General features: G+C 60.2%; 24 protein-coding genes and 1 pseudogene. 13 read left to right on the top strand and 12 right to left on the bottom strand.

Annotation, left to right across the window (positions count from 1 at the left end):
- The first annotated feature begins 6 nt into the window (after positions 1-6).
- Positions 7-618: an LOG family protein gene (locus tag AC1DYF_RS09335; RefSeq protein WP_477876435.1), complete on the top strand. Its 612-nt coding sequence runs from the start codon at positions 7-9 to the stop codon at positions 616-618.
- Positions 619-624: 6 nt separating this feature from the next.
- Here AC1DYF_RS09335 and rarD read toward each other — a convergent pair whose 3' ends face one another.
- From rarD to cysS, 8 genes are all read right to left on the bottom strand, one after another.
- Positions 625-1539, bottom strand: a complete 915-nt coding sequence (gene rarD, locus AC1DYF_RS09330) for an EamA family transporter RarD (protein ID WP_477876434.1) — start codon at positions 1537-1539, stop codon at positions 625-627.
- 161 nt (positions 1540-1700) lie between these two features.
- Positions 1701-3320, bottom strand: coding sequence for a citramalate synthase (gene cimA / locus AC1DYF_RS09325; protein WP_477876433.1), 1620 nt, complete (start codon positions 3318-3320; stop codon positions 1701-1703).
- A gap of 54 nt (positions 3321-3374) precedes the next feature.
- On the bottom strand, positions 3375-3758 hold the full coding sequence (locus tag AC1DYF_RS09320; RefSeq protein WP_477876432.1) for a VOC family protein: 384 nt from the start codon (positions 3756-3758) through the stop codon (positions 3375-3377).
- A 30-nt stretch (positions 3759-3788) separates the two neighbouring features.
- The gene (pip, locus tag AC1DYF_RS09315; RefSeq protein ID WP_477876431.1) at positions 3789-4745 is read right to left on the bottom strand and encodes a prolyl aminopeptidase; all 957 of its coding nucleotides are present in this window, start codon (positions 4743-4745) and stop codon (positions 3789-3791) included.
- Positions 4742-5236 (bottom strand): GFA family protein, encoded by a 495-nt coding sequence (locus AC1DYF_RS09310; RefSeq protein ID WP_477876430.1) that lies wholly within the window; start codon positions 5234-5236, stop codon positions 4742-4744. The genes pip and AC1DYF_RS09310 overlap by 4 nt, the downstream gene beginning before the upstream one ends.
- Complete coding sequence (locus AC1DYF_RS09305; RefSeq protein WP_477876429.1) at positions 5233-5751, bottom strand: GFA family protein; 519 nt, start codon at positions 5749-5751, stop codon at positions 5233-5235. Before AC1DYF_RS09305 ends, AC1DYF_RS09310 begins: the two co-directional genes overlap by 4 nt.
- The gene (locus AC1DYF_RS09300; protein WP_477876428.1) at positions 5748-6215 is read right to left on the bottom strand and encodes a GFA family protein; all 468 of its coding nucleotides are present in this window, start codon (positions 6213-6215) and stop codon (positions 5748-5750) included. Before AC1DYF_RS09300 ends, AC1DYF_RS09305 begins: the two co-directional genes overlap by 4 nt.
- Positions 6212-7615 carry a cysteine--tRNA ligase gene (gene cysS, locus AC1DYF_RS09295; protein ID WP_477876427.1) on the bottom strand — a complete coding sequence of 468 codons (1404 nt, stop codon included), beginning with the start codon at positions 7613-7615 and terminating at the stop codon, positions 6212-6214. The genes AC1DYF_RS09300 and cysS overlap by 4 nt, the downstream gene beginning before the upstream one ends.
- Positions 7616-7965: 350 nt before the next feature.
- Between cysS and AC1DYF_RS09290 the strand changes: the two genes are divergently transcribed.
- Positions 7966-8133, top strand: a complete 168-nt coding sequence (locus tag AC1DYF_RS09290; RefSeq protein ID WP_477876426.1) for a hypothetical protein — start codon at positions 7966-7968, stop codon at positions 8131-8133.
- A gap of 3 nt (positions 8134-8136) precedes the next feature.
- Here the strand turns inward: AC1DYF_RS09290 and AC1DYF_RS09285 are convergent, their stop codons facing one another.
- Complete coding sequence (locus AC1DYF_RS09285; protein ID WP_477876573.1) at positions 8137-8748, bottom strand: LysE/ArgO family amino acid transporter; 612 nt, start codon at positions 8746-8748, stop codon at positions 8137-8139.
- A 656-nt stretch (positions 8749-9404) separates the two neighbouring features.
- Between AC1DYF_RS09285 and AC1DYF_RS09280 the strand changes: the two genes are divergently transcribed.
- From AC1DYF_RS09280 to AC1DYF_RS09265, 4 genes and pseudogenes are all read left to right on the top strand, one after another.
- Positions 9405-10649 (top strand): calcium-binding protein, encoded by a 1245-nt coding sequence (locus AC1DYF_RS09280; RefSeq protein ID WP_477876425.1) that lies wholly within the window; start codon positions 9405-9407, stop codon positions 10647-10649.
- A 151-nt stretch (positions 10650-10800) separates the two neighbouring features.
- A pseudogene (locus AC1DYF_RS09275) lies at positions 10801-10940 on the top strand (IS6 family transposase); the annotation flags it as partial.
- Positions 10941-11452: 512 nt separating this feature from the next.
- Positions 11453-12442, top strand: coding sequence for a cytochrome-c peroxidase (locus AC1DYF_RS09270; RefSeq protein ID WP_477876424.1), 990 nt, complete (start codon positions 11453-11455; stop codon positions 12440-12442).
- Positions 12443-12452: 10 nt separating this feature from the next.
- Entirely contained in the window at positions 12453-14258 is a 1806-nt protein-coding gene (locus AC1DYF_RS09265; protein WP_477876423.1) for a methyl-accepting chemotaxis protein, read from the top strand.
- Positions 14259-14313: 55 nt separating this feature from the next.
- Here the strand turns inward: AC1DYF_RS09265 and AC1DYF_RS09260 are convergent, their stop codons facing one another.
- On the bottom strand, positions 14314-15084 hold the full coding sequence (locus tag AC1DYF_RS09260; RefSeq protein WP_477876572.1) for an SOS response-associated peptidase: 771 nt from the start codon (positions 15082-15084) through the stop codon (positions 14314-14316).
- 63 nt (positions 15085-15147) lie between these two features.
- Here AC1DYF_RS09260 and AC1DYF_RS09255 point away from each other — a divergent pair, with 63 nt between their 5' ends.
- The 7 genes from AC1DYF_RS09255 (at position 15148) to AC1DYF_RS09225 (ending at position 19235) form a co-directional block, all read left to right on the top strand.
- A complete protein-coding gene (locus AC1DYF_RS09255; protein WP_477876422.1) occupies positions 15148-15567 on the top strand; it encodes an NUDIX domain-containing protein in 420 nt (139 codons plus the stop codon).
- A 13-nt stretch (positions 15568-15580) separates the two neighbouring features.
- Positions 15581-16018 carry a TIGR02301 family protein gene (locus AC1DYF_RS09250; RefSeq protein ID WP_477876421.1) on the top strand — a complete coding sequence of 146 codons (438 nt, stop codon included), beginning with the start codon at positions 15581-15583 and terminating at the stop codon, positions 16016-16018.
- A 105-nt stretch (positions 16019-16123) separates the two neighbouring features.
- Positions 16124-16381 carry a hypothetical protein gene (locus AC1DYF_RS09245; RefSeq protein WP_477876420.1) on the top strand — a complete coding sequence of 86 codons (258 nt, stop codon included), beginning with the start codon at positions 16124-16126 and terminating at the stop codon, positions 16379-16381.
- A gap of 12 nt (positions 16382-16393) precedes the next feature.
- Positions 16394-17170, top strand: a complete 777-nt coding sequence (locus tag AC1DYF_RS09240; protein ID WP_477876419.1) for a hypothetical protein — start codon at positions 16394-16396, stop codon at positions 17168-17170.
- Between the two features lie 64 nt (positions 17171-17234).
- Complete coding sequence (gene ygfZ, locus AC1DYF_RS09235; protein WP_477876418.1) at positions 17235-18077, top strand: CAF17-like 4Fe-4S cluster assembly/insertion protein YgfZ; 843 nt, start codon at positions 17235-17237, stop codon at positions 18075-18077.
- Positions 18074-18688 carry a YfbR-like 5'-deoxynucleotidase gene (locus tag AC1DYF_RS09230; RefSeq protein WP_477876417.1) on the top strand — a complete coding sequence of 205 codons (615 nt, stop codon included), beginning with the start codon at positions 18074-18076 and terminating at the stop codon, positions 18686-18688. Before ygfZ ends, AC1DYF_RS09230 begins: the two co-directional genes overlap by 4 nt.
- A gap of 28 nt (positions 18689-18716) precedes the next feature.
- A complete protein-coding gene (locus tag AC1DYF_RS09225; RefSeq protein WP_477876416.1) occupies positions 18717-19235 on the top strand; it encodes a tyrosine phosphatase family protein in 519 nt (172 codons plus the stop codon).
- Here the strand turns inward: AC1DYF_RS09225 and AC1DYF_RS09220 are convergent.
- The gene (locus tag AC1DYF_RS09220; RefSeq protein WP_477876415.1) at positions 19193-19678 is read right to left on the bottom strand and encodes a hypothetical protein; all 486 of its coding nucleotides are present in this window, start codon (positions 19676-19678) and stop codon (positions 19193-19195) included. The two genes, AC1DYF_RS09225 and AC1DYF_RS09220, sit on opposite strands and share 43 nt — an antisense overlap.
- 396 nt (positions 19679-20074) lie before the next feature.
- Positions 20075-20572, bottom strand: a complete 498-nt coding sequence (locus tag AC1DYF_RS09215) for a hypothetical protein (RefSeq protein ID WP_477876414.1) — start codon at positions 20570-20572, stop codon at positions 20075-20077.
- Between the last annotated feature and the right edge of the window lie 19 nt (positions 20573-20591).

Below are 20591 nucleotides of genomic sequence, written 5' to 3'. Positions count from 1 at the left end.
GGCGATATGAACGCGAAAAATGTGCCGATTCGATCCGTCTGCGTCTATTGTGGCTCACAGCCCGGCCGCAATCCACTCTATATCGAGGCAGGCCGCGCGCTCGGCAGGTCGATTGCCGAACATGGTCTTCGTCTCGTCTATGGCGGCGGCACCCGCGGCATCATGGGCGCGGTAGCCTCGGGTGTCATGTCGAATGGCGGCCAGGTGCTCGGCATCATCCCCGAATTCCTGATGGACAAGGAAGCATCGAAGCATTCGCTGGGCGCGCTCACCGAGGTCGTCGTGACCGAGAACATGCATCAGCGCAAGCATCGCATGTTCGAGGAGGCGGATGCCTTCGTCACGCTGCCGGGCGGCATCGGCACGCTCGAGGAAATCGTCGAGATCATGACCTGGGGCCAGCTTGGCCGCCATCGCAAGCCGATGGTTTTCGCCAATATCAACAAGTTCTGGGAGCCGATGCTGCAGCTCGTGGACCATATGGCCAGCGAAGGTTTCATCCACACCGCTCACCTCGTCAAGCCGATGATCATCGACAATGTTGATGACATCGTGCCGGCGATCCTTGCCGCCGGCGGCTCCGAGGTCGGCAGGTCCGACGTTTTGGGGCGGATGTAAGCGGCGCTAGCTGCGCTGGCGTGCCCTGAACATCGAATAGGTGTAGACGATCAGCGCCGCCCAGATAAAGACGAAGGCGATCAGCTTGCCGGTGTCGAACGGCTCGTGGAACAGGAAGATGGCCATCAGGAAGACGATCGTCGGCGCGATATATTGCATGATCGCGATGGTCGAGAGTTTCAGGAGTTTGGCGCCATTGGCGTAGATCATCAGCGGCACCGCGGTGATCACGCCGGCCAGCATCAGGAGCGCGGTGTGGCGAGAACTGCCGCCGCTGAGGAAGTGACCGCTTCCGATCGCTTCAAGATAGGTGATGTAGGCTAAGGCAGGTCCGACGAGCAGCAGAACTTCGAGGAAGAAGCCCTGATTGGGGCCAAGCGGCAGGCGCCGCTTGAAGAAGGCATAGAAGCCCCAGGTCAGCGCCAATACCAGTGATATCCATGGAAGGCCGCCGGCGTCATAAGCCAGGATGGCAACGGCGATCGCCGCAAGGCCCACTGCGACGAGCTTCAGGCCGGACAGCCTCTCGCCCAGCAAGACTGCGGCAATAATGATCGAGACCAGCGGATTGATGTAATAACCCAGCGCCGCCTCAAGTGTATGGCCCGAACCGATAGCATAGACATAGGTCAGCCAGTTGACGCTGACGAAAGCCGCCGGGATCATTGCCATGCCGATCATCCGCGGCTGTCGCAGCAGGGCTCCGACATCGCCGATACGGCCGCGGAAAGCGAGTATGGCACCGGCGATCGGCAGCGACCAGAGGACGCGATGCGCGACCACTTCGAGTGGCGGGATGGCCTCGACCGCCTTGATATAGATTGGCAGCACGCCCCAGAGGAGATAGGCCGTCAGCGCATAAAGGAAGCCCGGCAGCGTGTCCTCGCCTGCGGCCGCTGAAGTCGAATCCGTGCTTGCCATCGCTTGTCCTCTTTCAGCCGGATTTAGGAGACGACAACGGCAAGCACCAATTCATTCGGTTGATGATCGGATCAATTCTTCGAAAGTGACGGCTAACGAAGACAACCAGGGGCGTTTGTTATCCACCCTTCGCGAACGCTACGCCGATATCGAATTGCTCCCTATTCCGCCGCGATCTGGCCGGCCTGGTCGCGATTCTTCATCAGCTTGTAGATGATCGAGTCCATCAGCGCCTGGAAGGAGGCGTCGATGACGTTGTCGGAAACACCCACAGTCCACCAGCGGGCATCGGTCGCGTCGGTGGATTCGATCAGCACGCGGGTAATGGCTTCCGTGCCGCCGTTGAGGATACGGACCTTGAAGTCGGCGAGCACGAGATCGGCGATCTCGTCCTGGAACTTGCCGAGATCCTTGCGCAGCGCGAGGTCGAGTGCGTTGACGGGGCCGTGAATGCTTTCGGCCACCGACATGCGGCTCTCGCCGTCGACAGTGATTTTCACCACCGCTTCCGACACGGTCTTCAAATTTCCGTTGGCGTCGAAGCGGCGCTCGACCATGACCCGGAAACCCTCGACCTTGAAGAAATCCGGCACCGAGCCGAGGATGCGGCGGGCGAGCATTTCGAAGCTCGCGTCGGCTCCCTCATAGGCATAGCCGGAGGCTTCGCGTTCCTTGACCACACCGATCAGCTGGTCGAGGCGCGGATCATCCTTGCCGACAATGATGCCGCGACGCTTGAGCGCATTAATGAAATTGGACTTTCCGCCCTGGTCGGAGACCATGACCTTGCGCAGGTTACCGACCGTTTCGGGCGGCACATGCTCATAGGTGCGTGGGTCTTTGAGCAAAGCCGAAGCATGGATGCCGGCCTTGGTGGCAAAAGCCGAGGCGCCGACATAGGGCGACTGATGATCCGGCGAGCGGTTCAGCATTTCGTCGAAGGCGTGGCTGAGGCCGGTCAGCCCCTGCAGCTTTTCCGCATCGATGCCGGTCTCAAAGCGTTCGTTGTAGACAGGTTTGAGCACCAAAGTCGGGATCAAGGTCACCAGATTGGTGTTGCCGCAACGTTCGCCGATGCCGTTAAGCGTGCCCTGCACCTGCCGCACGCCGGCTTCGACGGCGGCGAGCGCATTGGCGACGGCCTGGCCGGTGTCGTTGTGCGGGTGGATGCCGAGATGGTCGCCGGGCACGCCCGACGCGATGACATCGGCAACGATATCGCGGATTTCCTGCGGCTGCGTGCCGCCATTGGTGTCGCAGAGCACCACCCAGCGTGCGCCAGCGCCGAAAGCGGTCTTTGCACAGGCCAACGCATAGTCGCGATTGGCCTTGTAGCCGTCGAAGAAATGCTCGCAATCGATCATCGCTTCCTTGCCGGCGGCGACCGCAGCCTTCACCGACTGCTCGATCGATTCCAGGTTTTCTTCGTTCGTACAGCCGAGTGCCACCTTGACGTGATAGTCCCAACTCTTGGCAACGAAACAGATGGCATCCGATTTGGCCTGCAGCAGCACTGCCATGCCCGGATCGTTGGAGACCGAGATGCCGGCGCGCTTGGTCATGCCGAAGGCGACGAAGGAGGCGCCCGTCGTGCGCTTCTTCTCGAAGAATTTCGTGTCGGTCGGATTGGCGCCGGGATAGCCGCCCTCGACATAATCGAGGCCGAAATTGTCGAGCATGGTCGCAATGGCGATCTTGTCCTCGACCGAGAAATCGATGCCCGGCGTCTGCTGGCCGTCCCGCAAAGTGGTGTCGAAGAGATAGATGCGTTCCTTGGACATGTCGCTATTCCTGAGATCAATAAACGTCCGGACCGTCAGAATCCGGAAAACCCGTTACTCCGGCCGATGGCAGACGGCTTCGATATTGTTGCCATCGGGATCGCGCACGAAGGCGCCATAATAATTCGCATGGTAGTGCGGGCGCAGGCCGGGGCCGCCGTTGTCGATGCCGCCGGCCGCCATCGCCGCCATATAGAAGGCGTCCACTTCCGCGCGCGAATTGGCGGAGAAAGCCATATGCACCGACGGCACCTGCTTTTCGCCTTCATGCAGCCAGAAGGTCGGACGCTCGCGGCCATAGCCGGCGACATGCACGCCATTGGTATATTCCATCGGCGCCTTCATCAGCATCGAAGCGCCGAGCGGTGCCAGCGCTGCGTCATAGAATGCCTTGGCGGTGTTGAAATTCGAAACACTCAATCCGGTATGGTCTATCATGTCATCGCTCCCATCATGCACCGAAAGAGATCAGCCCTGTTTTCCGGCATATTTGTCGGTCGCCCGGATCAACTGGTCGAGAATGCCGGGCTCGGAATAGGCGTGTCCCGCCCCCTCGATCAGGTGAAAATCGGCTTGCGGCCAGGCCTTGTGCAGCGCCCAGGCGTATTTTGCCGGGCACGGCATGTCGTAGCGGCCGTGGATGATCGTGCCGGGAATGTCGGCGAGCCGATGCGCATCGCGCAGCAATTGCCCTTCTTCCAGCCAGCAGGCATTGACGAAATAATGGTTCTCCAAACGGGCGAAAGCCAGGGCATAGTCCGCATCCAGGAAGGTATCGGCCGTCGACGGCTCCGGCAGCAAGGTAATCACCTCGCCCTCGAAAATGCTCCAGGCCTTGGCCGCTTCGATCTGCTTGGTGCGGTCACTGCCCATCAGCAGGCGATTGTAAGCGGCCATCATATCGTGGCGTTCGTCTTCCGGGATCGGCGCAACGAAACGCTCCCACTTGTCGGGAAACATTTCCGAGACGCCGAATTGGTAGAACCATTCGAGCTCGGGTCGCGTGCACATATAAATGCCGCGGACGACAAGCTCGGTCACCCGTTCCGGATATTTTTCCGCATAGGCGAGCGCCAAAGTCGAGCCCCAGGAGCCGCCGAAGACCAGCCACTTGTCGACGCCGGTTTTTTGGCGCAGCCGCTCGATGTCGGCCACCAGATGCCAGGTCGTGTTGTTGTCGATCGAGGCATGCGGGGTGGACCTGCCGCAGCCGCGCTGGTCGAACAGCATCACGTCGTAAAGTCTTGGGTCGAACAGCCGGCGGTGATGGGCGGAAATGCCGCCGCCAGGTCCGCCATGCAGGAACACGGCCGGCTTGGCGCCCCTGGTGCCAGAGCGCTCGTAGTAAACCCGGTGGCCGTCGCCAGCATCGAGATAGCCGGTCTCATAGGCCTCGATCTCGGGATAGAGCGTGCGCAATGTCATCGGCTGTTCCTTTGCGGCCATGTCTCGGTGTCATGGTCGGGATGCTGGCGATTGGTGTTGGCTATGGCCGCGTAACGCTCCGTCTCATCCGCTGGCGTCTCATCGCCGGCGCTTTCGGGGAGCCTATCGAGGCCGGCAAACCAGCACGGCTTGGCATAGATGTCGGATTGCCATTCCGGCGGCACGGCAGTGGGATGATCAAGCGTGCCGAGCAGCAAGGCGATATGGCTGCCGCCCACCTCCTGATAGAAGAGCGGCGTGCCACACTGGCTGCAGAAGCCACGGCGGACGAGATCGGACGAATTGAACCAGGATGGTTCGCCGCGCGTCAGCACCAGATCTTCATTGGAAACGCCGCCAAGTGCGGCAAAATAATTGCCTACGGCCTTCTGGCACATGCGGCAGAAGCACAGATGCGGGCTTGCCGGCCGCGCCATCGCCCGATAGCGCACCGCTCCGCATTGGCATCCGCCGCTGAACGTGCCGGTCATACGCCCTCCTCGCGCGGCCGCCAATGATCGACATTGTCGGCTGTGCGTGCTCTCCAATCAGTCGTGTCGCGATCGGGGTGCTGATAGTTGACGATGTCGGCGAGATAGGGCGCGTTGGCGAGATCGGCTTGCGTCTCCTCCTCGGGCAATTCATGCAGATGGTCGACATAGCCAATCTTGGCTTCGACGCCGAATTGCACGACGGGCTTTACCCGGCCCGGCTCGTCGAAGGCGCCGATCGCCAGGCCAACGCCGTCGGGCGCTTCGAAGCAAAGCGGCGTGCCGCAGTTCTCACAGAAACCGCGCTTCACATGGTTCGAGGATTGGAAATATTTTGGCTTTCCGCGGGTCCAGGTCAGTACTGCTCTGCCGGTGCCGACCAGAGGCGCATAATAATTGCCGAACGCCTTCTGGCACATACGACAATGGCAGATCGACGCCTCGCCGAGCTTGCCACCGACATTGAAACGCACTGCGCCGCACTGGCAGCCACCGCTATAATCCTCGTCCGTCATTTGTCCTCCTCGGGCCAGTGGTCCGTATCGTGATCGGGATGCTGCCAACTTTCGATCGCGGCATGCATGGCCTCGACCTCGGGATTGTCGAGAACTGGCTGCTGGAACAGATGGTCGATCCAGGGAAGCCGCTTCTTGTGATTGACCTGAATCTGCGGCTCCAGCAATTCAGGATGGTCGAAGGCGCCGATGGCGATCTCGATGCCTTCCTTCAGATGATAGGTCAGCGGCGTGCCGCATTTGTTGCAGAAGCCGCGCCGGACTTTTGCGGAAGAGCGAAACAGGGTCGGCGCGCCGCGTGTCCACTCGAGATGCGCGTGGTCGGCCGTCACCAGCGGGCCGAAGAAGCTGCCAAACGCCTTCTGGCACATGCGGCAATGACAGATCGAAGGACGGCCGAGCTTGCCGGCGCGGAAACGGACCGCGCCGCATTGGCAGCCGCCGGACATTGGTTGATCGCTCACCGCTTCACCTCCCAGGTCGTCACACGTTCGCCGGTCGCCGCATCCTTGCCGTCCTTGAGCTGGATGCCCTTGGCGAGAAGGTCGTTGCGGATCTTGTCGGCTTCAGCGAAGTTCTTGGCCTTCAACATCTCCAGACGGAGTTGAATGATCGATTCAACGCTCTCCGCCAAGGCCGTTGAAATCTCCGGCTTTTTCAGCGCAATGCCCAGCAGTGCCGCGCTCGCGGCAAATTCCGGAGCGTCCGTGAGTGCATGCAAGGCTTGAACGGCAGCAACCGTGTTCAAGTCGTCGGCAAGGGCGGCCAGGACGCTTTCATGCGGCGCAGCGCTCGCATCGCCATCGACAGGCCATTTGGCCAGGAGGCGTTCGGCCTCCTCCAGCCGCTTGACGCTGAAATCGATCGGCTCGCGATAGTGCGTCATCAGCATGGCCAGCCTGAGCACCTCGCCCGGCCATTTCCGATCGCCGAACTTCTCCATCTCCAGCAATTCGTGGATCGTGACGAAATTGCCTTCCGACTTCGACATCTTGCGGCCTTCCACCTGCACAAAGCCATTGTGCATCCAGACATTGGCCATGACCGCCGTGCCATGGGCGCAGCGCGACTGGGCGATCTCGTTTTCATGATGCGGGAAGATCAGATCGAGGCCGCCACCATGAATGTCGAAAACCTCGCCCAGGAAGGCTTCCGACATGGCCGAGCATTCGATATGCCAGCCGGGGCGGCCGAAAATCGTCGCCTTTTCGCCGGCAGCCGCAAACTCACCGTTCCAGCCGGGCTGATCGGCGGCGGATTCCTTCCAGAGGACGAAATCGGCCGGGTTCTTCTTGTGTGCCTCGACGGCGACGCGGGCGCCGGCCTGCTGGTCCTCGAGCTTGCGCTTCGACAGCTGGCCATATTCCGGCATGGAGCCGGTCGAAAACAGCACCTCCCTGCCCTCGGCGCCGGTGGCGATATAGGCATGGCCGCGGTCGAGAAGCTGCTGAATGATTTTCACCATGCCGGCGATGTGCTCGGTGGCGCGTGGTTCCCGGGTTGGCTGCAGGCAGCCCAGCGCCGTCACATCCTTCTCGTACTGGTTCTTGGTCTTTTCCGTCACCTGGCGGATCGCGGCATTGAGGTCCATGCCGGGAAAGTCGCGTAGCGCCCGGGCATTGATCTTGTCATCGACGTCGGTGATGTTGCGCACATATTTGACGTTGCTCTCGCCATAGACATGCCGGAGCAGCCGGAAGAGCACGTCGAAGACGATGGCCGGGCGGGCATTGCCGATATGGGCGAAATCATAGACCGTCGGGCCGCAGACATACATGCGCACATTGGCCGGATCGATCGGCTGGAAGGGCGCCTTTTCCCGCGTCAGCGTGTTGTAGAGCTTCAATGTCGGCTGCTCGGCCATTCCTGTCTCCCGTTCGAGCATATGCACCATAGCCGGCTGGCCGGGGCGTTTTGAGCTCTTGGGGTGTCAGGAGACGAAAACGGCCGGGCCAGCGTTCAGGCTAGCGAATAATAATCCGGCAAATGCAGAGGCGCGTTTTCATGGCGTCCTTATCGCGCGTTCAACGACTTCGGTCAAGGGCGTTGTTGGCGGGGGAGAAAGGCAAAATGTGTTACTTTAGTAACAGCTTACCATAGTAAGGCCGCTATGATGCGCTATGTCCATTTCTGTTCGCTCAACCGCCATGCTTTTGTCCAAATCGACAGGGCATAGAAGGATCAGCAAACATCAGAAAACACATGAGGCTTATCATGCAAAAGACTGAAAATAGTAAACAATCTCTTAACGAACTTCTGAGCAACTACGGCCCGGTCGGTCCCCGCCATCTGCTTGCCGCCGCGATGCTGATGCGTCCGCGCGCCGAGGAGAAGAAAGGCGACAAGCAACCGGAGAAGAAGTCCGACAAGGCCGCAGCCTGAGGCTTAACGGAAGAGACTGAAAACGAGGCTTATGGCGAGGGTCGCCATCACGATGCCGATAATGACATCGAGTACCCGCCAAGCGGCGGGTCTGGCGAAGATTGGTTGCAGCAGCCGGGCGCCATAGCCCAGCCCGAAGAACCAGATGAAGGATGCGAGCGCCGCACCAATGCCGTATCCAAGTCGCGCATAGCCCGAAAATTGCGCCGACAGGCTGCCCAGCAGCACCACTGTATCCAGATAGACATGCGGGTTGAGAAAGGTGAAGGCCAGGCACGCCGCCACCGCCGCGCCAAGGTTCGCCGCATCGCCCTCGGCTGCCTTCATCACTTCAGTATGCAGCGCCCGCCGGAAGGCAATCACCGAATAGGCCGCCAGGAACAAAGCACCGAAAATCGTCACCGCCTTGATCAGCACCGGCGCCTGCGCCACCAGCGTGCCGAGCCCGCCGACACCGAGCGCGATCAGCACCGCATCTGCCAGCGCGCAGATCAGGCAGAGGATGAACATGTGCTGCCGCAGCAGCCCCTGCCGGAGGATGAAGGCGTTCTGGGCGCCGATGGCGATAATGAGGGAGGCTCCGAGCAGGAAGCCGGAGAGTGCGGCATGGAGGATGGGCATGAAGGCTAGCTATTCTCGTGTTTCAACCAATCTTCCGGCCTTCTCCTTTGATGGGCGACGGCAGCGACGGAGAGGCCGTATTCGGAAGGTTCGTAGATGATCACATACCTGCGTTCCACTAGAATTCTGGCGTTCGGACCAAGATTTGGACGCCAAGCACCGTGTCGCCGGCGACAACGGCCAGGTGGGCACGGACGATAAGCGTCCCGATCATGACAATTTCCCCCGCTGATCCCTTATGCTTTCGTCATAGACCTTCCGTCGATTTCATAACGTTTGCAACGTGCCCCAAACGCTGCTCACCGTGGCATGAAATGATGGGTTCAGCTAAAAGTGAAAATCGTCAGCTTCAATACTTTTCTGTGCAACGTCATCCAGCAGAATAGTATCGTTCTTATTCAAAATCGCATAATGGCTGGTGGAATCGATGACGGCTGTTCCAATTGGATCGGAATAGTCGAGCCCATAGATTACTGCAATCGTGCGCCATCTGCTACAGGCGACAATGGACAATACACTACATCGTTAGCGTCTGTGGCGCATCTCCAGCGCCGTTTTGTGCTGAAACAATTGAAACAACTTGGTCAGCTTGTGAAATCATCCCGAAACAGACGGGGCAGAAAACCTCTCCACCAACAAGGAGAAGTCCAATGATCATCAAAGAAATACCCACACAGACGACCGAGTTCGACATCAACAATTCCGACGAAAAGTGGATCCTGAAATCAGGCTCCACGCTCGAAAGCCAGACCCGCGGCATCGACGAGAACCAAGTCTGGCACGACAACATCATCGCCGTGAACGGCCACATCACCGCCAGCGAGCTCGGATACGCTGGTATCTTCTCCGAAGGCACCAACACATCGGTGACAATCGGGAAATCTGGTGGCGTCGATGGCTACTATGGCGTTGACGGCTATGGCGAGAGCTTCAATCTGGTCAATCGCGGTACGATCCACGGCCAGGCCACCGCCGCTGCTATCACGGGAGACGGCAGCAGAATCGTCAATTTCGGTGGCATCAGTGGCACGAAACTCGAAATGTACGGCGACAACGAATATCTTATCAATCATGGAGCAATCCAGACGCAGATCACTGCAATTGACGCCGACAAGCTCAGCATCGTTCTGGATAAGGGCAGCGACCTGGTCCATTCGGGGGCGACCATGGATATTTCCAGCCTCGCCGGCGAGACGGCCCATATCGTCAACAAGGGCATCATCGACGCGACCACCTGGGCTTTGCATAGCACCGACGGCGATGAAACCGTGATCAACCGGGGCACGATGAAGGGCAAGATTGCGCTGGGCGACGGCAATGACGTGTTTGATAATCGCGGTGGCAAGATCGACCATGCGATTCACGRCGAGGCCGGCAGCGATACATTCATCATCGACAGCAAGACCAGGATCATCGAAGATGTCGGCGGCGGCGGCAGTGACAGCATCAAGTCGACCATCTCCGTCTCGCTGTCGTCGGGACTCTATGGTGGCCAGGAAATCGAAAACGTTTTCCTTCTCGGATCCAAGAACCTGCATGCCACCGGCAACGGCCTGCACAACTATCTTGAGGGCAATGCAGGCGACAATGTTCTGTCCGGCATGGCCGGGCAGGATGTCCTTTGGGGCGGCCACGGTAACGATCGGCTGACCGGCGGCGCCGACGACGACTTCTTCTATTTCAAGCCGCATAGCGACCGGGAGGTCATCACCGACTTTGAGGATGGCCACGACAAGCTCCTGTTTGTGGCGGGCACGGACATCACCAGCGTCAAGGATCTGCTCCAGCATCACACGCATCAAGTCGGTGGGGATCTGGTGATTTCTGGCGATGGCACTGAAATGGTGCTTCAGGGCATCCACAGGGCCGATTTCGATAGTGCCGATTTCCTGTGAGGTGGCATTGATTCTTGAATAGCGGCCGGCATGGCAGACCCATTCCGGCCGCGGGTATGAAGGGGCGAGCCAATATGCCGGCGACCACGATGGCGGTGCGAACGCTCCCGGCAATGACAAGCTGGATGGCAAGGGCGGCAATGACATCCTGATCGGCGGCTTCCAATCCTTCAGCACTGCGCCGCGAACGATTGCCGGGTTCAAAGCGACGCTATGGCTGAGGAGGGGTTCGGATTCACTGGTGATTGGGCCGTCAACGACCAGAACAATCTGCTCGCACACCTCTGCGGCTCCATCTGGTCGGCGGGAAGGGTGATGACGAGTGCGTTGGGGTCGGCGTGTTTCATGGATCCAATCCAACATTCGATTTCCAGCGTTTCAACGCTCGACCGCGTCCGCTCTTCCCAGGGGCTCGCTTTGCGCAGACGTCCACGCGGTTCGAATCTCTGTAGCTGGAGCCGTGCCTTGGGTCTAACCTCTCGATCTACTAAGTTAGTAATATAGGAATATCAGATTCTACCCGCCTAATATTGCGTGCAACCTCGCGTCCTCGCGAACACATATAGGATATACAAAAATATACTATCAAACAACACACAAAAATTCGCATCTTTCTCCGGTCTTGCCTGGCTAAATCTTGGCTTTAACACTGATATGCTTACTACTTTTGGTATGTGCTCCAATATTTTCGGCTCAATAAATTCACCGTTTACATGCAGTTAACGCAATCATGTTAATTTTAACTATGAGTGCAGCAGCCTAGATTTCCCACACCAACCTAAAACCAGCTCGGACTTGCCAGAATGACGCGTTTCCTGATTTCAGCTTCCGTCTGCGCGCTGTTGGCTGCCCAGCCCAGCGCCGCTGCCGATCTTTCCGCCTATAAACGCCCGCTGACCATCCCTTTCCAGGGTGTGACGACCTATTCGCCGCAGTTGGCGACGCTCGGCAAGATGCTGTTTTTCGATCCGCGGCTGTCCGGCAACAAGAACATGACCTGCGCAACCTGTCATAATCCGTCCTTTGGCTTCGAGACGCCGGTGACAACACCGATCGGCGCGGCCAATGTGGCGCTGGCGCGCCAGGCGCCGACCGTTCTCAATGTCGCCTGGGTCAATCCCTTCTTCTGGGATGGCCGCGCACCGAGCCTGGAGGCGCAGGCGGCAGGGCCAATCGGTGCGGCAAAAGAAATGAACGGCAATGTCGACGATGCCGTTGTCGAGTTGCGGAAAATCCCGGACTACAAGAAATGGTTCGACGAGGTTTTCCCTGACAAGGGCATCACCAAGGACACATTGCTGACTGCGATCGCCACCTATGAGCGGACGGTGGTCTCCAACTGGTCGCCCTTCGACCGCTGGGTGGACGGCGATCAATCTGCCGTCTCCGACAGCGCCAAGCATGGTTTCGAACTGTTTACCGGCAAGGCGGGCTGTTCCTCCTGCCATACGGGCTGGAATTTTTCCGACAACAAGTTCCACGATATCGGCCTGCCCGGCGATGACATCGGACGCTACAAGATCGATGCGAGCAGTCCTGCCAACAAATATGCCTTCAAGACGCCGGGCTTGCGCAACACGCTTTATCGCGGCCCCTATATGCATGACGGCAGCCTGAAGAGCATGGGCGAGGTGATCGACCATTACGAGAGCGGCGGCGTTGCCCGTCCGTCGCTCGATCCGGCGATGACGCCGTTTTTCCTGAGCGAGGACGAACGGAAGGACCTGATCGCCTTCCTGGGGTCCCTGACCGCCGAGAAGCAGGACATTCCCCTGCCGACGCTGCCGAACTGAGGAGCGCGAGATGAAACTCTCCATACGCATGCAAATTCTCGTGCCCATGGTCGCCACCGTCGTCGTCGGCTTCGGCAGCGCATTGCTCGTCGGCTATCAAGCGATCGTCGGCCAGGACCGGGTGGAAACGGTCGTTCAGCAAGCCGTTGGCGCCAAAATGCTGTCGGCGCATATCGAGCGGCAGTTCAAGGATGCGACCGGGGTCGTCGATCGCGTGCTTTCGATGACGAACTTCGTCTCCGCCACCGAGGTGAAAGCCGCGTTCGACAAGAGCAACGACGCGCTGATGCAATCGCTCGACAAGCTCAGTCATGTCGATCTCGCCGATTCCTTGACGAAGAGCGTGCAATCGCTGCGACAAGCGCATGATGCCTGGGAAAAGGACGTGAAGGTCAGCCTCGGCCTTGAGCAGTCCACCGAGGTCCCGACGACTGAAAAACTTGCCCGGTCTCAGCAGGCGATTCTGGCCGATATCCACGATGTCAACGAGATCGTCGACAAGGTCGCGACGGAGAGCGTGGCGACCGCCGGCAGCGCGCTCGCCTCGAAGATCGAGACGGAACTGGCGCTGGCGGTGATTGCCGCCGTCGTCGGCCTCGGCATCCTCATCGCCATCGCCCGGCATGTCTCCCGCCCGATCCAGCGCATCACGCAGTCCATGCAGACGCTTGCCGCGGGCGAGACGGACAAGTCGATCCCCTATGCCGGCCGCAGCGACGAGATCGGCCTGATGGCCGGCTCGGTCGAGGTCTTCAGGCAGAATGCCATCGCCCGGGCCAAGTTGGAAGCCGAGGCCGAGGGGAACCGGAGCCAGGCGGAGGCCAATCGGCTGGCGGATCAGGAACAGGCGGAGAGAAGTGCTGCCCAGCGGCTGACGATCGCAACGTCGGGGCTTGCCGCAGGGCTGAAGCGGCTTGCGGGTGGCGATCTGGCCTTCAACCTGACGGACCAGTTCGCGCCGGAATTCGAACCGCTGAGGCATGATTTCAACGCCTCGGTGGAACAGCTTGCCGATACCCTGCTCTCCGTCTCGGAAAGCGTGTCGATCATCAGCTCCGGCACCCGCGAGATCAGCCACGGCTCCAACGAGCTTTCCGGCCGCACCGAACGCCAGGCAGCAACGCTCGAAGAGACTGCTGCGGCATTGAGCGCCGTGACCGCCAAAGTCGTCGAATCCTCGAAGATCGCCGAAGAGGCCCGCGGCGTCGCCGACAGCGCCAACCGCAGTGCCGTGACCTCCGGCAAGGTGGTGGCGCAAACGGTCGACGCCATGGGGCAGATCGAGGAATCCTCCAAGCAGATCAACAATATCATCAGCGTCATCGACCAGATCGCCTTCCAGACCAACCTGCTGGCGCTCAATGCTGGCGTCGAGGCTGCCCGCGCCGGCGAAGCCGGCAAGGGCTTTGCCGTCGTCGCCCAGGAAGTGCGCGAACTGGCGCAGCGCTCGGCGCAGGCCGCCAAGGAGATCAAAGAGCTGATCGGCCGCTCGTCCGCCAAGGTCACCAGCGGTGTCGAACTGGTTAACCAGACTGGCGCTGCGCTCAACGACATCGGCCGCTACATCGTCGACATCAACAGGTTCATGGAAGCGCTGGCCGCCTCGGCGCGCGAGCAGACGACCAATCTTTCGGAGGTCAACTCTGCCATGCACCAGCTCGACCAGGTGACACAGCAGAACGCGGCGATGGTGGAGGAAACCACCGCCGCCAGTGTCACGCTCGCAAGCGAGGCGGAGCGGCTGCGCGAACTGGTGACGCAGTTCGAATTGGAAACGGCAGCCACGGGTGCACGGGCCTATCGCGACGCGGCTTGACCGGCAGGCTTATCGATCCCTTCATGTCGCCGGCAACCTGTAGGTCGAGAAGCGCTCAGAACAGGCTCATCTGGCCACTGTCCGGTGGCGGGGTTTTCTTCGGCGGCAGTTTCGCCTGCCGGACGATATCGACGCGCGCCTGGATTTCCGGGCCGACATTGGCGACCTTGTTGACGAGATTCGAGACGGGTATCGCCTCGAACGTGTCTTCCTCGGGCGTGCGCATCAGGTCGATCACGTCACGCGGCTCCTGCGTTTTGCAGTCGAGCCAGCGTTCAAAGTCCTCGGGCGCGATCACGATCGGCATGCGGTCATGAATTGGGGCAAAGGACGGATTGGCCGCGGCCGTCAGGATTGCGCCGGTGTCGACCTCCGAACCGTCGGCCGACGACCAGGTTTCCATCAACCCGGCAAAGGCGACGATGCCGCCCCGCTTCGGCCGCACCCAATAGGCCTGCGGTCTCTCGCCGCTTTCCTTGGGCGGCCGATGCCATTCGTAGAAACCGGAGGCCGGGATCAGCACGCGCCGATGTCGCATCGCCGCCTTGAAGGAGGCTTTCTCGATCGCCGTCTCGGAACGGGCATTGATCAGCAGGGTGAAATTGGCGGGGTCCTTGACCCAGGAAGGCCATAGGCCCCAGCGCACCAGCACAGCCTGCCGGCTTGGCCGGTTGGAGCCGCGCGGCCCTTTCTCTCCTTCGACCACCACCATGATCGGCTGGGTCGGAGCAATATTATAGCGCGCGGCAAACTCTTCAAGGCTCTCGATGCCGAGCCTATCCGCCACGTCCTTCATCGCCGCTGTTAATGCAAAACGTCCACACATGGAAATGATTTGGCATTCCATGGCCTGTCCGTCAATGTTGAGACATTGATTCAGGGTGCACGCATGAACGTCGAAGCCGCCTCCTCCGCCATCCTTGTCCGCGATGGCCGCTTGTTGCTCATCCGCCGCAAGAACCCTCCGTCTTATGACATGTTCGCCTTTCCCGGCGGTCGCGCGGAGCCGGGCGAGTCACCTGATGCGACGGCGCTCCGGGAATTCGAAGAGGAGACCGGCATTGCCGCCCACAGCCCGCGGCTCTTCGCCACCTATGATCTCATCTCCGATAATCCCGGCCGGCATTTCTTCCTCAGCGTCTTTCTGGTGGAGGCGGGTGCGGAGGAAGTCGCCGAGGCGCGCGACGATGCGGCCGATGCCGGCTGGTACACGCCCACCGAAATCCGTAGGCTCAACGCGCCGCCCAGCGTCATCGAATGCTCCGACCGGATCGAACTGGAATTGCTTGGCGCTTCGGGCCGGGGATGATAGACCGACAGCCATGACAGAACGCTGGTCCATCCTCATTTCGGTCACACTTGTGGCAGCGCTTATCTGCGGAACCGCAGCGCATGCGGCCAAGAAGCCGGAGAAGAAGGACGAGCCGCCCGCGGACACGCCGCAGGTCGAGGAAAAACCTGCGCCTTATGACGATCGGCTGTTGCGCATGGCGGAAATCCTTGGTTCCGTTCACTATTTGCGCAATCTCTGCAATGGCCGTGAGGACGAATGGCGGCAGATGATGGCGGAATTCCTCGCCACCGAGACCAAGAACGAGCCGCAGCGGGCGGCAAAACTGACGGCCGGCTTCAATCGCGGCTACCGCGCCTTTGCCGCGACCTATACGAAATGTACGCCGCAGGCGGTCGCCGCCGAGGAGAAGTACCGTGCCGAAGGTGCAACACTCGCCACAGAAATTACCGCGCGCTTTGGAAATTAGGGGTTTATTTACCTCTTTTCATTGCATCCCGTGTCGTTTTGAGAAAACCTTGCTATGAGTATTAACGGACCGGTAATGAATGCCTGCCCGCGAAGGAAAGATGCGATGGAAGCCAATCTCAAAGAAATCGACGAGATGATCGTCCATGAGAAGATGCAGGCGGCCTGGGAAAGCCAGACCGAAGCCTGGGCCGAAAGTCGCGCTGACGGCATCGAGCCCGAGATCATCGCAGAAGCCGCGATCTGCTTTGCGATGCAGGAGACGATTCGCCTGCACGGCGAGCAAGGCGCGGAAGCGCTGCTTGAATCGCTGCGCGAACGCATCGTTTCCGGCGAGTTTTCGCCGAACAGGACCATTCAGTAAGGATTCTTTGAAATGCCCGGCAAGGGGTTCCTGACGTCATTCCGGTATCCGGCTATGGCCGTGTTTTGTGCGTTTATGCTGGCGATCTCGCTGGCCGGCGTACGGCAGGCCTATGCTTTGACCGATCTCGATCGCCCCGGAGTGCCCCCCGTCAACAAGGACGCGACCGACAGCCAGAAGAAGGCCCCCGACGACGGCGACGACCAGGAAGACCTCGACAGCGGCAATTCGGGCATGCCGATGCCGGACCCGCTGATCAAGAAGCCGGGCAAGGACACCAAGAAAGACGACAACCAGGACAAGGCCGACGAGCCGCAGATCCCGGTCGAAATCATTCGCGACATGGACAAGCTGCCTGCACCGGTGCAGAAGCTGCGTTTTGCCATTGTCGAGGCCGCAGCTTCCGGCGACATCGAGCGCCTCAGGCCGCTGCTCGGTACCGGCCCCGATGCCACGCAGGTCGCGGTCGGCGACACGCCCGAAGACCCGATTGCGGCGCTGAAGAGCCTTTCGGGCGACAAGGAAGGCCGCGAGGTGCTCGGCATCCTGCTCGACGTCATTTCGACCGGTGCAGCGATTGTCGACAAGGGCACGCCGAACGAAACCTATGTCTGGCCCTATTTCGCCGAAAAGCCGCTCAATTCTCTGACGCCGCCGGAAATCGTCGAACTCTACCGCATCGTCACGGCCGCGGATGTCGAGGATATGAAGCAGTTCGGCAGCTATAATTTCTACCGCATCGGCATCTCGCCCGACGGCAAGTGGAAGTTCTTCGTCGCCGGCGACTGATCGAGGCTCTTGCTCTCTTCGCACGCGACGATTACCTGATGGTCAAACATCGGGATTCTATGCCATGCCTGCCGTTACCCTCGACAATCGAAGCCTGATTTCCGTCACCGGCGACGATGCCGGCGATTTCTTGCAGAACATCATCACCACCGACCTGACCGGCCTGCCGAGCGGCGAAGCCTGGCCCGGCGCGCTGCTGACGCCGCAGGGCAAGATTCTGTTCGAATTCCTGGTCGGACGCATCGAAGGCGGCTTCCTGCTGGAGACCGAAGCCGCCGAAGCCGACGCGCTGATCAAGCGGCTGATGCTCTATAGGCTCAGAGCGAAAGTCACATTGGAAAAGCATGCGGATGGTGCAGTGACCGTCGTCTGGGACCAGGATCTGCCAGATGCCGGGTTCAGGGACCTGCGTTTCGCCCGCGCCGGCGTGACGCTCGGCCGCGTCCCGGGTTTTGGCGGCAGCGATGCCGTCTCGCTCTACCGGACGCTGCGCTTCACGCACGGCATTTCCGGCGGCGGCGAGGACGGGGGGCTGACGGACTATTTCCCCCACGATCTGCTGATGGACAAGAACAGCGGCGTCGGCTTCAAAAAGGGCTGCTATATCGGCCAGGAAGTCGTCTCGCGTATGCAGCACCGCTCGACCGCCCGGCGGCGGATCGTCAGTGTCGCCGCCGATTACGGCCTTGGCGATGTCGGCACATCCGTGCTCGCCGGCAGCCGCGAGATCGGCACGCTGATCGCAGCCGAGGGAGACAAGGGTCTCGCCGTGGTGAGGATCGACAAAGCAGGAGCTGCACTGGCCGGCGGCGAGCCGATCAGCATAGGCGAACAGGCCGTGGCCTTGACACTTCCCGACTGGACCGGGCTCACCTTCCCCACCCAAGCCGACGAAGCCGCTTCATGAGCAATACGACGCCTGTTTCCGCCCGCGCCTGGCAGCGCATGCTGTCCGGCCGACGGCTCGACCTCCTGGACCCCTCGCCGCTCGACATCGAATTGTCCGACATCGCCCACGGGCTCGCCCGCGTCGCCCGCTGGAATGGCCAGACATATGGCGACCATGCCTTCTCCGTCGCTCAGCACTGCCTGATCGTCGAGCAGATCTTTCGCCTGCAGAAGCTGGATGCGACAGCGGCGGAATGCCAGATGACTCTGCTGCACGACGCGCCCGAATACGTGATCGGCGACATGATCTCGCCATTCAAGGCCGTGGTCGGCGGCGGCTATAAATCGGTGGAGAAACGGCTTGAGGCGGCAATCCATGTCCGCTTCGGCCTGCCGCCGCATCCGTCGGCGGCGCTGAAGAGTGTGATCAAGAAGGCCGACCAGATCGCAGCCTATTTCGAGGCGACGGAATTGGCGGGCTTTACCGCCGCAGAGGCACGCAAATTCTTCGGCCAACCGCGCGCGGTGACGGTGGAGATGCTGGAGATTGCGCCGATGCCGGCCACCGAGGCGCAGAAGAAATTTGCCGCGCGGTTTCATGAGATCGAGGCGTGGAGGGGCAACAAGTGAGCGCATCATTTGCGGGACCAAATCCCTAATGCCCACCATCCTAGTCTCCCCGCTCAAAACCATCGCCGAAATGGCCGTCCGCCACGGTGCGCGCGAAATGATCAGCCTGATCGCCGAGCGTCATGATTTCCACCGCCCCGGCGTCATCGATCCGGCGCGTCATCTGACGGTAGCCGTCAACGATATCGCCTTTGCCGGCCGGGACGGGCTTGTCGCACCGGAGGAAAGCCATGTCGAGGCCATCATCGCCTTCGCGCGCGGCTGGGACCAGGCTTCGCCTTTACTGGTACATTGCTGGATGGGGGTGTCGCGTTCGCCGGCGGCGGCATTGATCGCGGCCCTGGCCGTGGCGTCGCATCTCGAGGATGTCGAACTCGTTTGGAAATTGCGTGATGCCTCGCCGCAGGCAACACCGAATGCACGACTGGTGGAGATTGGTGACCGGATGCTCGGCCGCGAAGGCCGGCTCGTCGCCGCGGTCAAGGCGATCGGTCGCGGCGCCGATTACAGCGGCGACGCGCCCTTTCTCATCGGCTGGACGCTCTGAGCCTCATCTTCGTAGCGCTGCTGCAGCGTCTTGCCGTAATCCTGCATCATCATCGTCAGTTCCGCCTGGATGATGGCCAGGACGATGGCCCGGTTGAGCGTCTCGTCCTCGTCGTCGTCGACGCCATCGCAGGCCGTCAGTTCGATAACCCAGCGCAGTTCATCCGACATGCCGTCGATCCTGCGGATCATCGCCAGCCGGAGGAAATCGGAAATGATCCGGTTGCGTACGGGGCCGCCATTGCGGAACGTGCTGTGACAAAATGAATCCCAGGCGCTGATCTCGCGGCCGAGCACCAGAAATGTCATCTGCGAAAACTTCTTCTCGGCAGCGCGAAAAACCTTTTCGGCCGCGTTGCGGACCGCAATCCGCGCGAGATCGTCGGCGGCTTCCCCGCCATTGCCGACAACCTTTGCGCCATCCTTCAGGAATATTCCCGACATGCCGCCCTCGCATCTCAGAGCCAAGAATCCCATAGCGAATCCTCCTGATAGTGTTGCAGTGTTAGCCGGATGATTCCATTGTGAGAATCCATCCTTGCATGCACGTACTCCTAGCAACCTTCGCGCAAGCCGGCATTGAGGAATGTCAAATTTTTCGAGAAGGTTGTCTATGCCCTAGGGAACACCCAGAGCATGTACAAAGACGTACGGCCAAGCCGGCCGGCCCAACAGGCGGCCCGCTTCAACCAACCCTCCGGGCTGGGCGTCTTTCCGCCAGTTCCTGCGGCGATGACCTCGACGGTACATCTGTGTACCGCCGCTCGGCCATCGCCTTGGCCCTGACGCAAATCCGTCCCGGTAGAATGGCTCCAAATAGGTGCGACATGCTCTAGGCCGTCAGGACGGCATCAGAGATGTTTTCATCGAAATCGCCGCAGATATCTCACCGGTTGCGGTTTGATGCAGCATCCGCCCGTGCTCCAGCGCGAGCAACTTGATCTCCGCCTGGACCAGCGTGAGAACGGCTTCGCGGTCAAGCACTGTGCGCTCATCGATCTCTTCCATGCGGCACGCCGATATTTCGATCAGCCGACGGTTCTCTTCCGGCAGCGCTTCAACGCGCTTTATCAGCGACACGCGGATGAAATCCGAAACGAACTTATCGCGGAAAGCCGTATTGCCCTTGTAGAGACCGTAGCAATAGTAATCCCAAGCGCTGACCTCGCGCTCCTGGACCTTGATGATGAGTTTCGAGAATTTCTTGCGCGCGCCTTTGAACACTTTCAGCGCCAGGCTCTTCACCGCGTTGCGAGCATAGTCTTCAACCAAACCGCGGTCGACGCAAGCGACAAACTCCGCATTCCTTAGCACCAAGGCTGATACGTTTTCACCCATCTGCACGTCTTCGAATCCC

The organism is Rhizobium sp. P2_G9 (genome assembly GCF_056403475.1).
The sequence above is the reverse complement of the archived record's forward strand: the minus strand, read 5'-3'. Positions and strand labels throughout refer to the sequence as shown.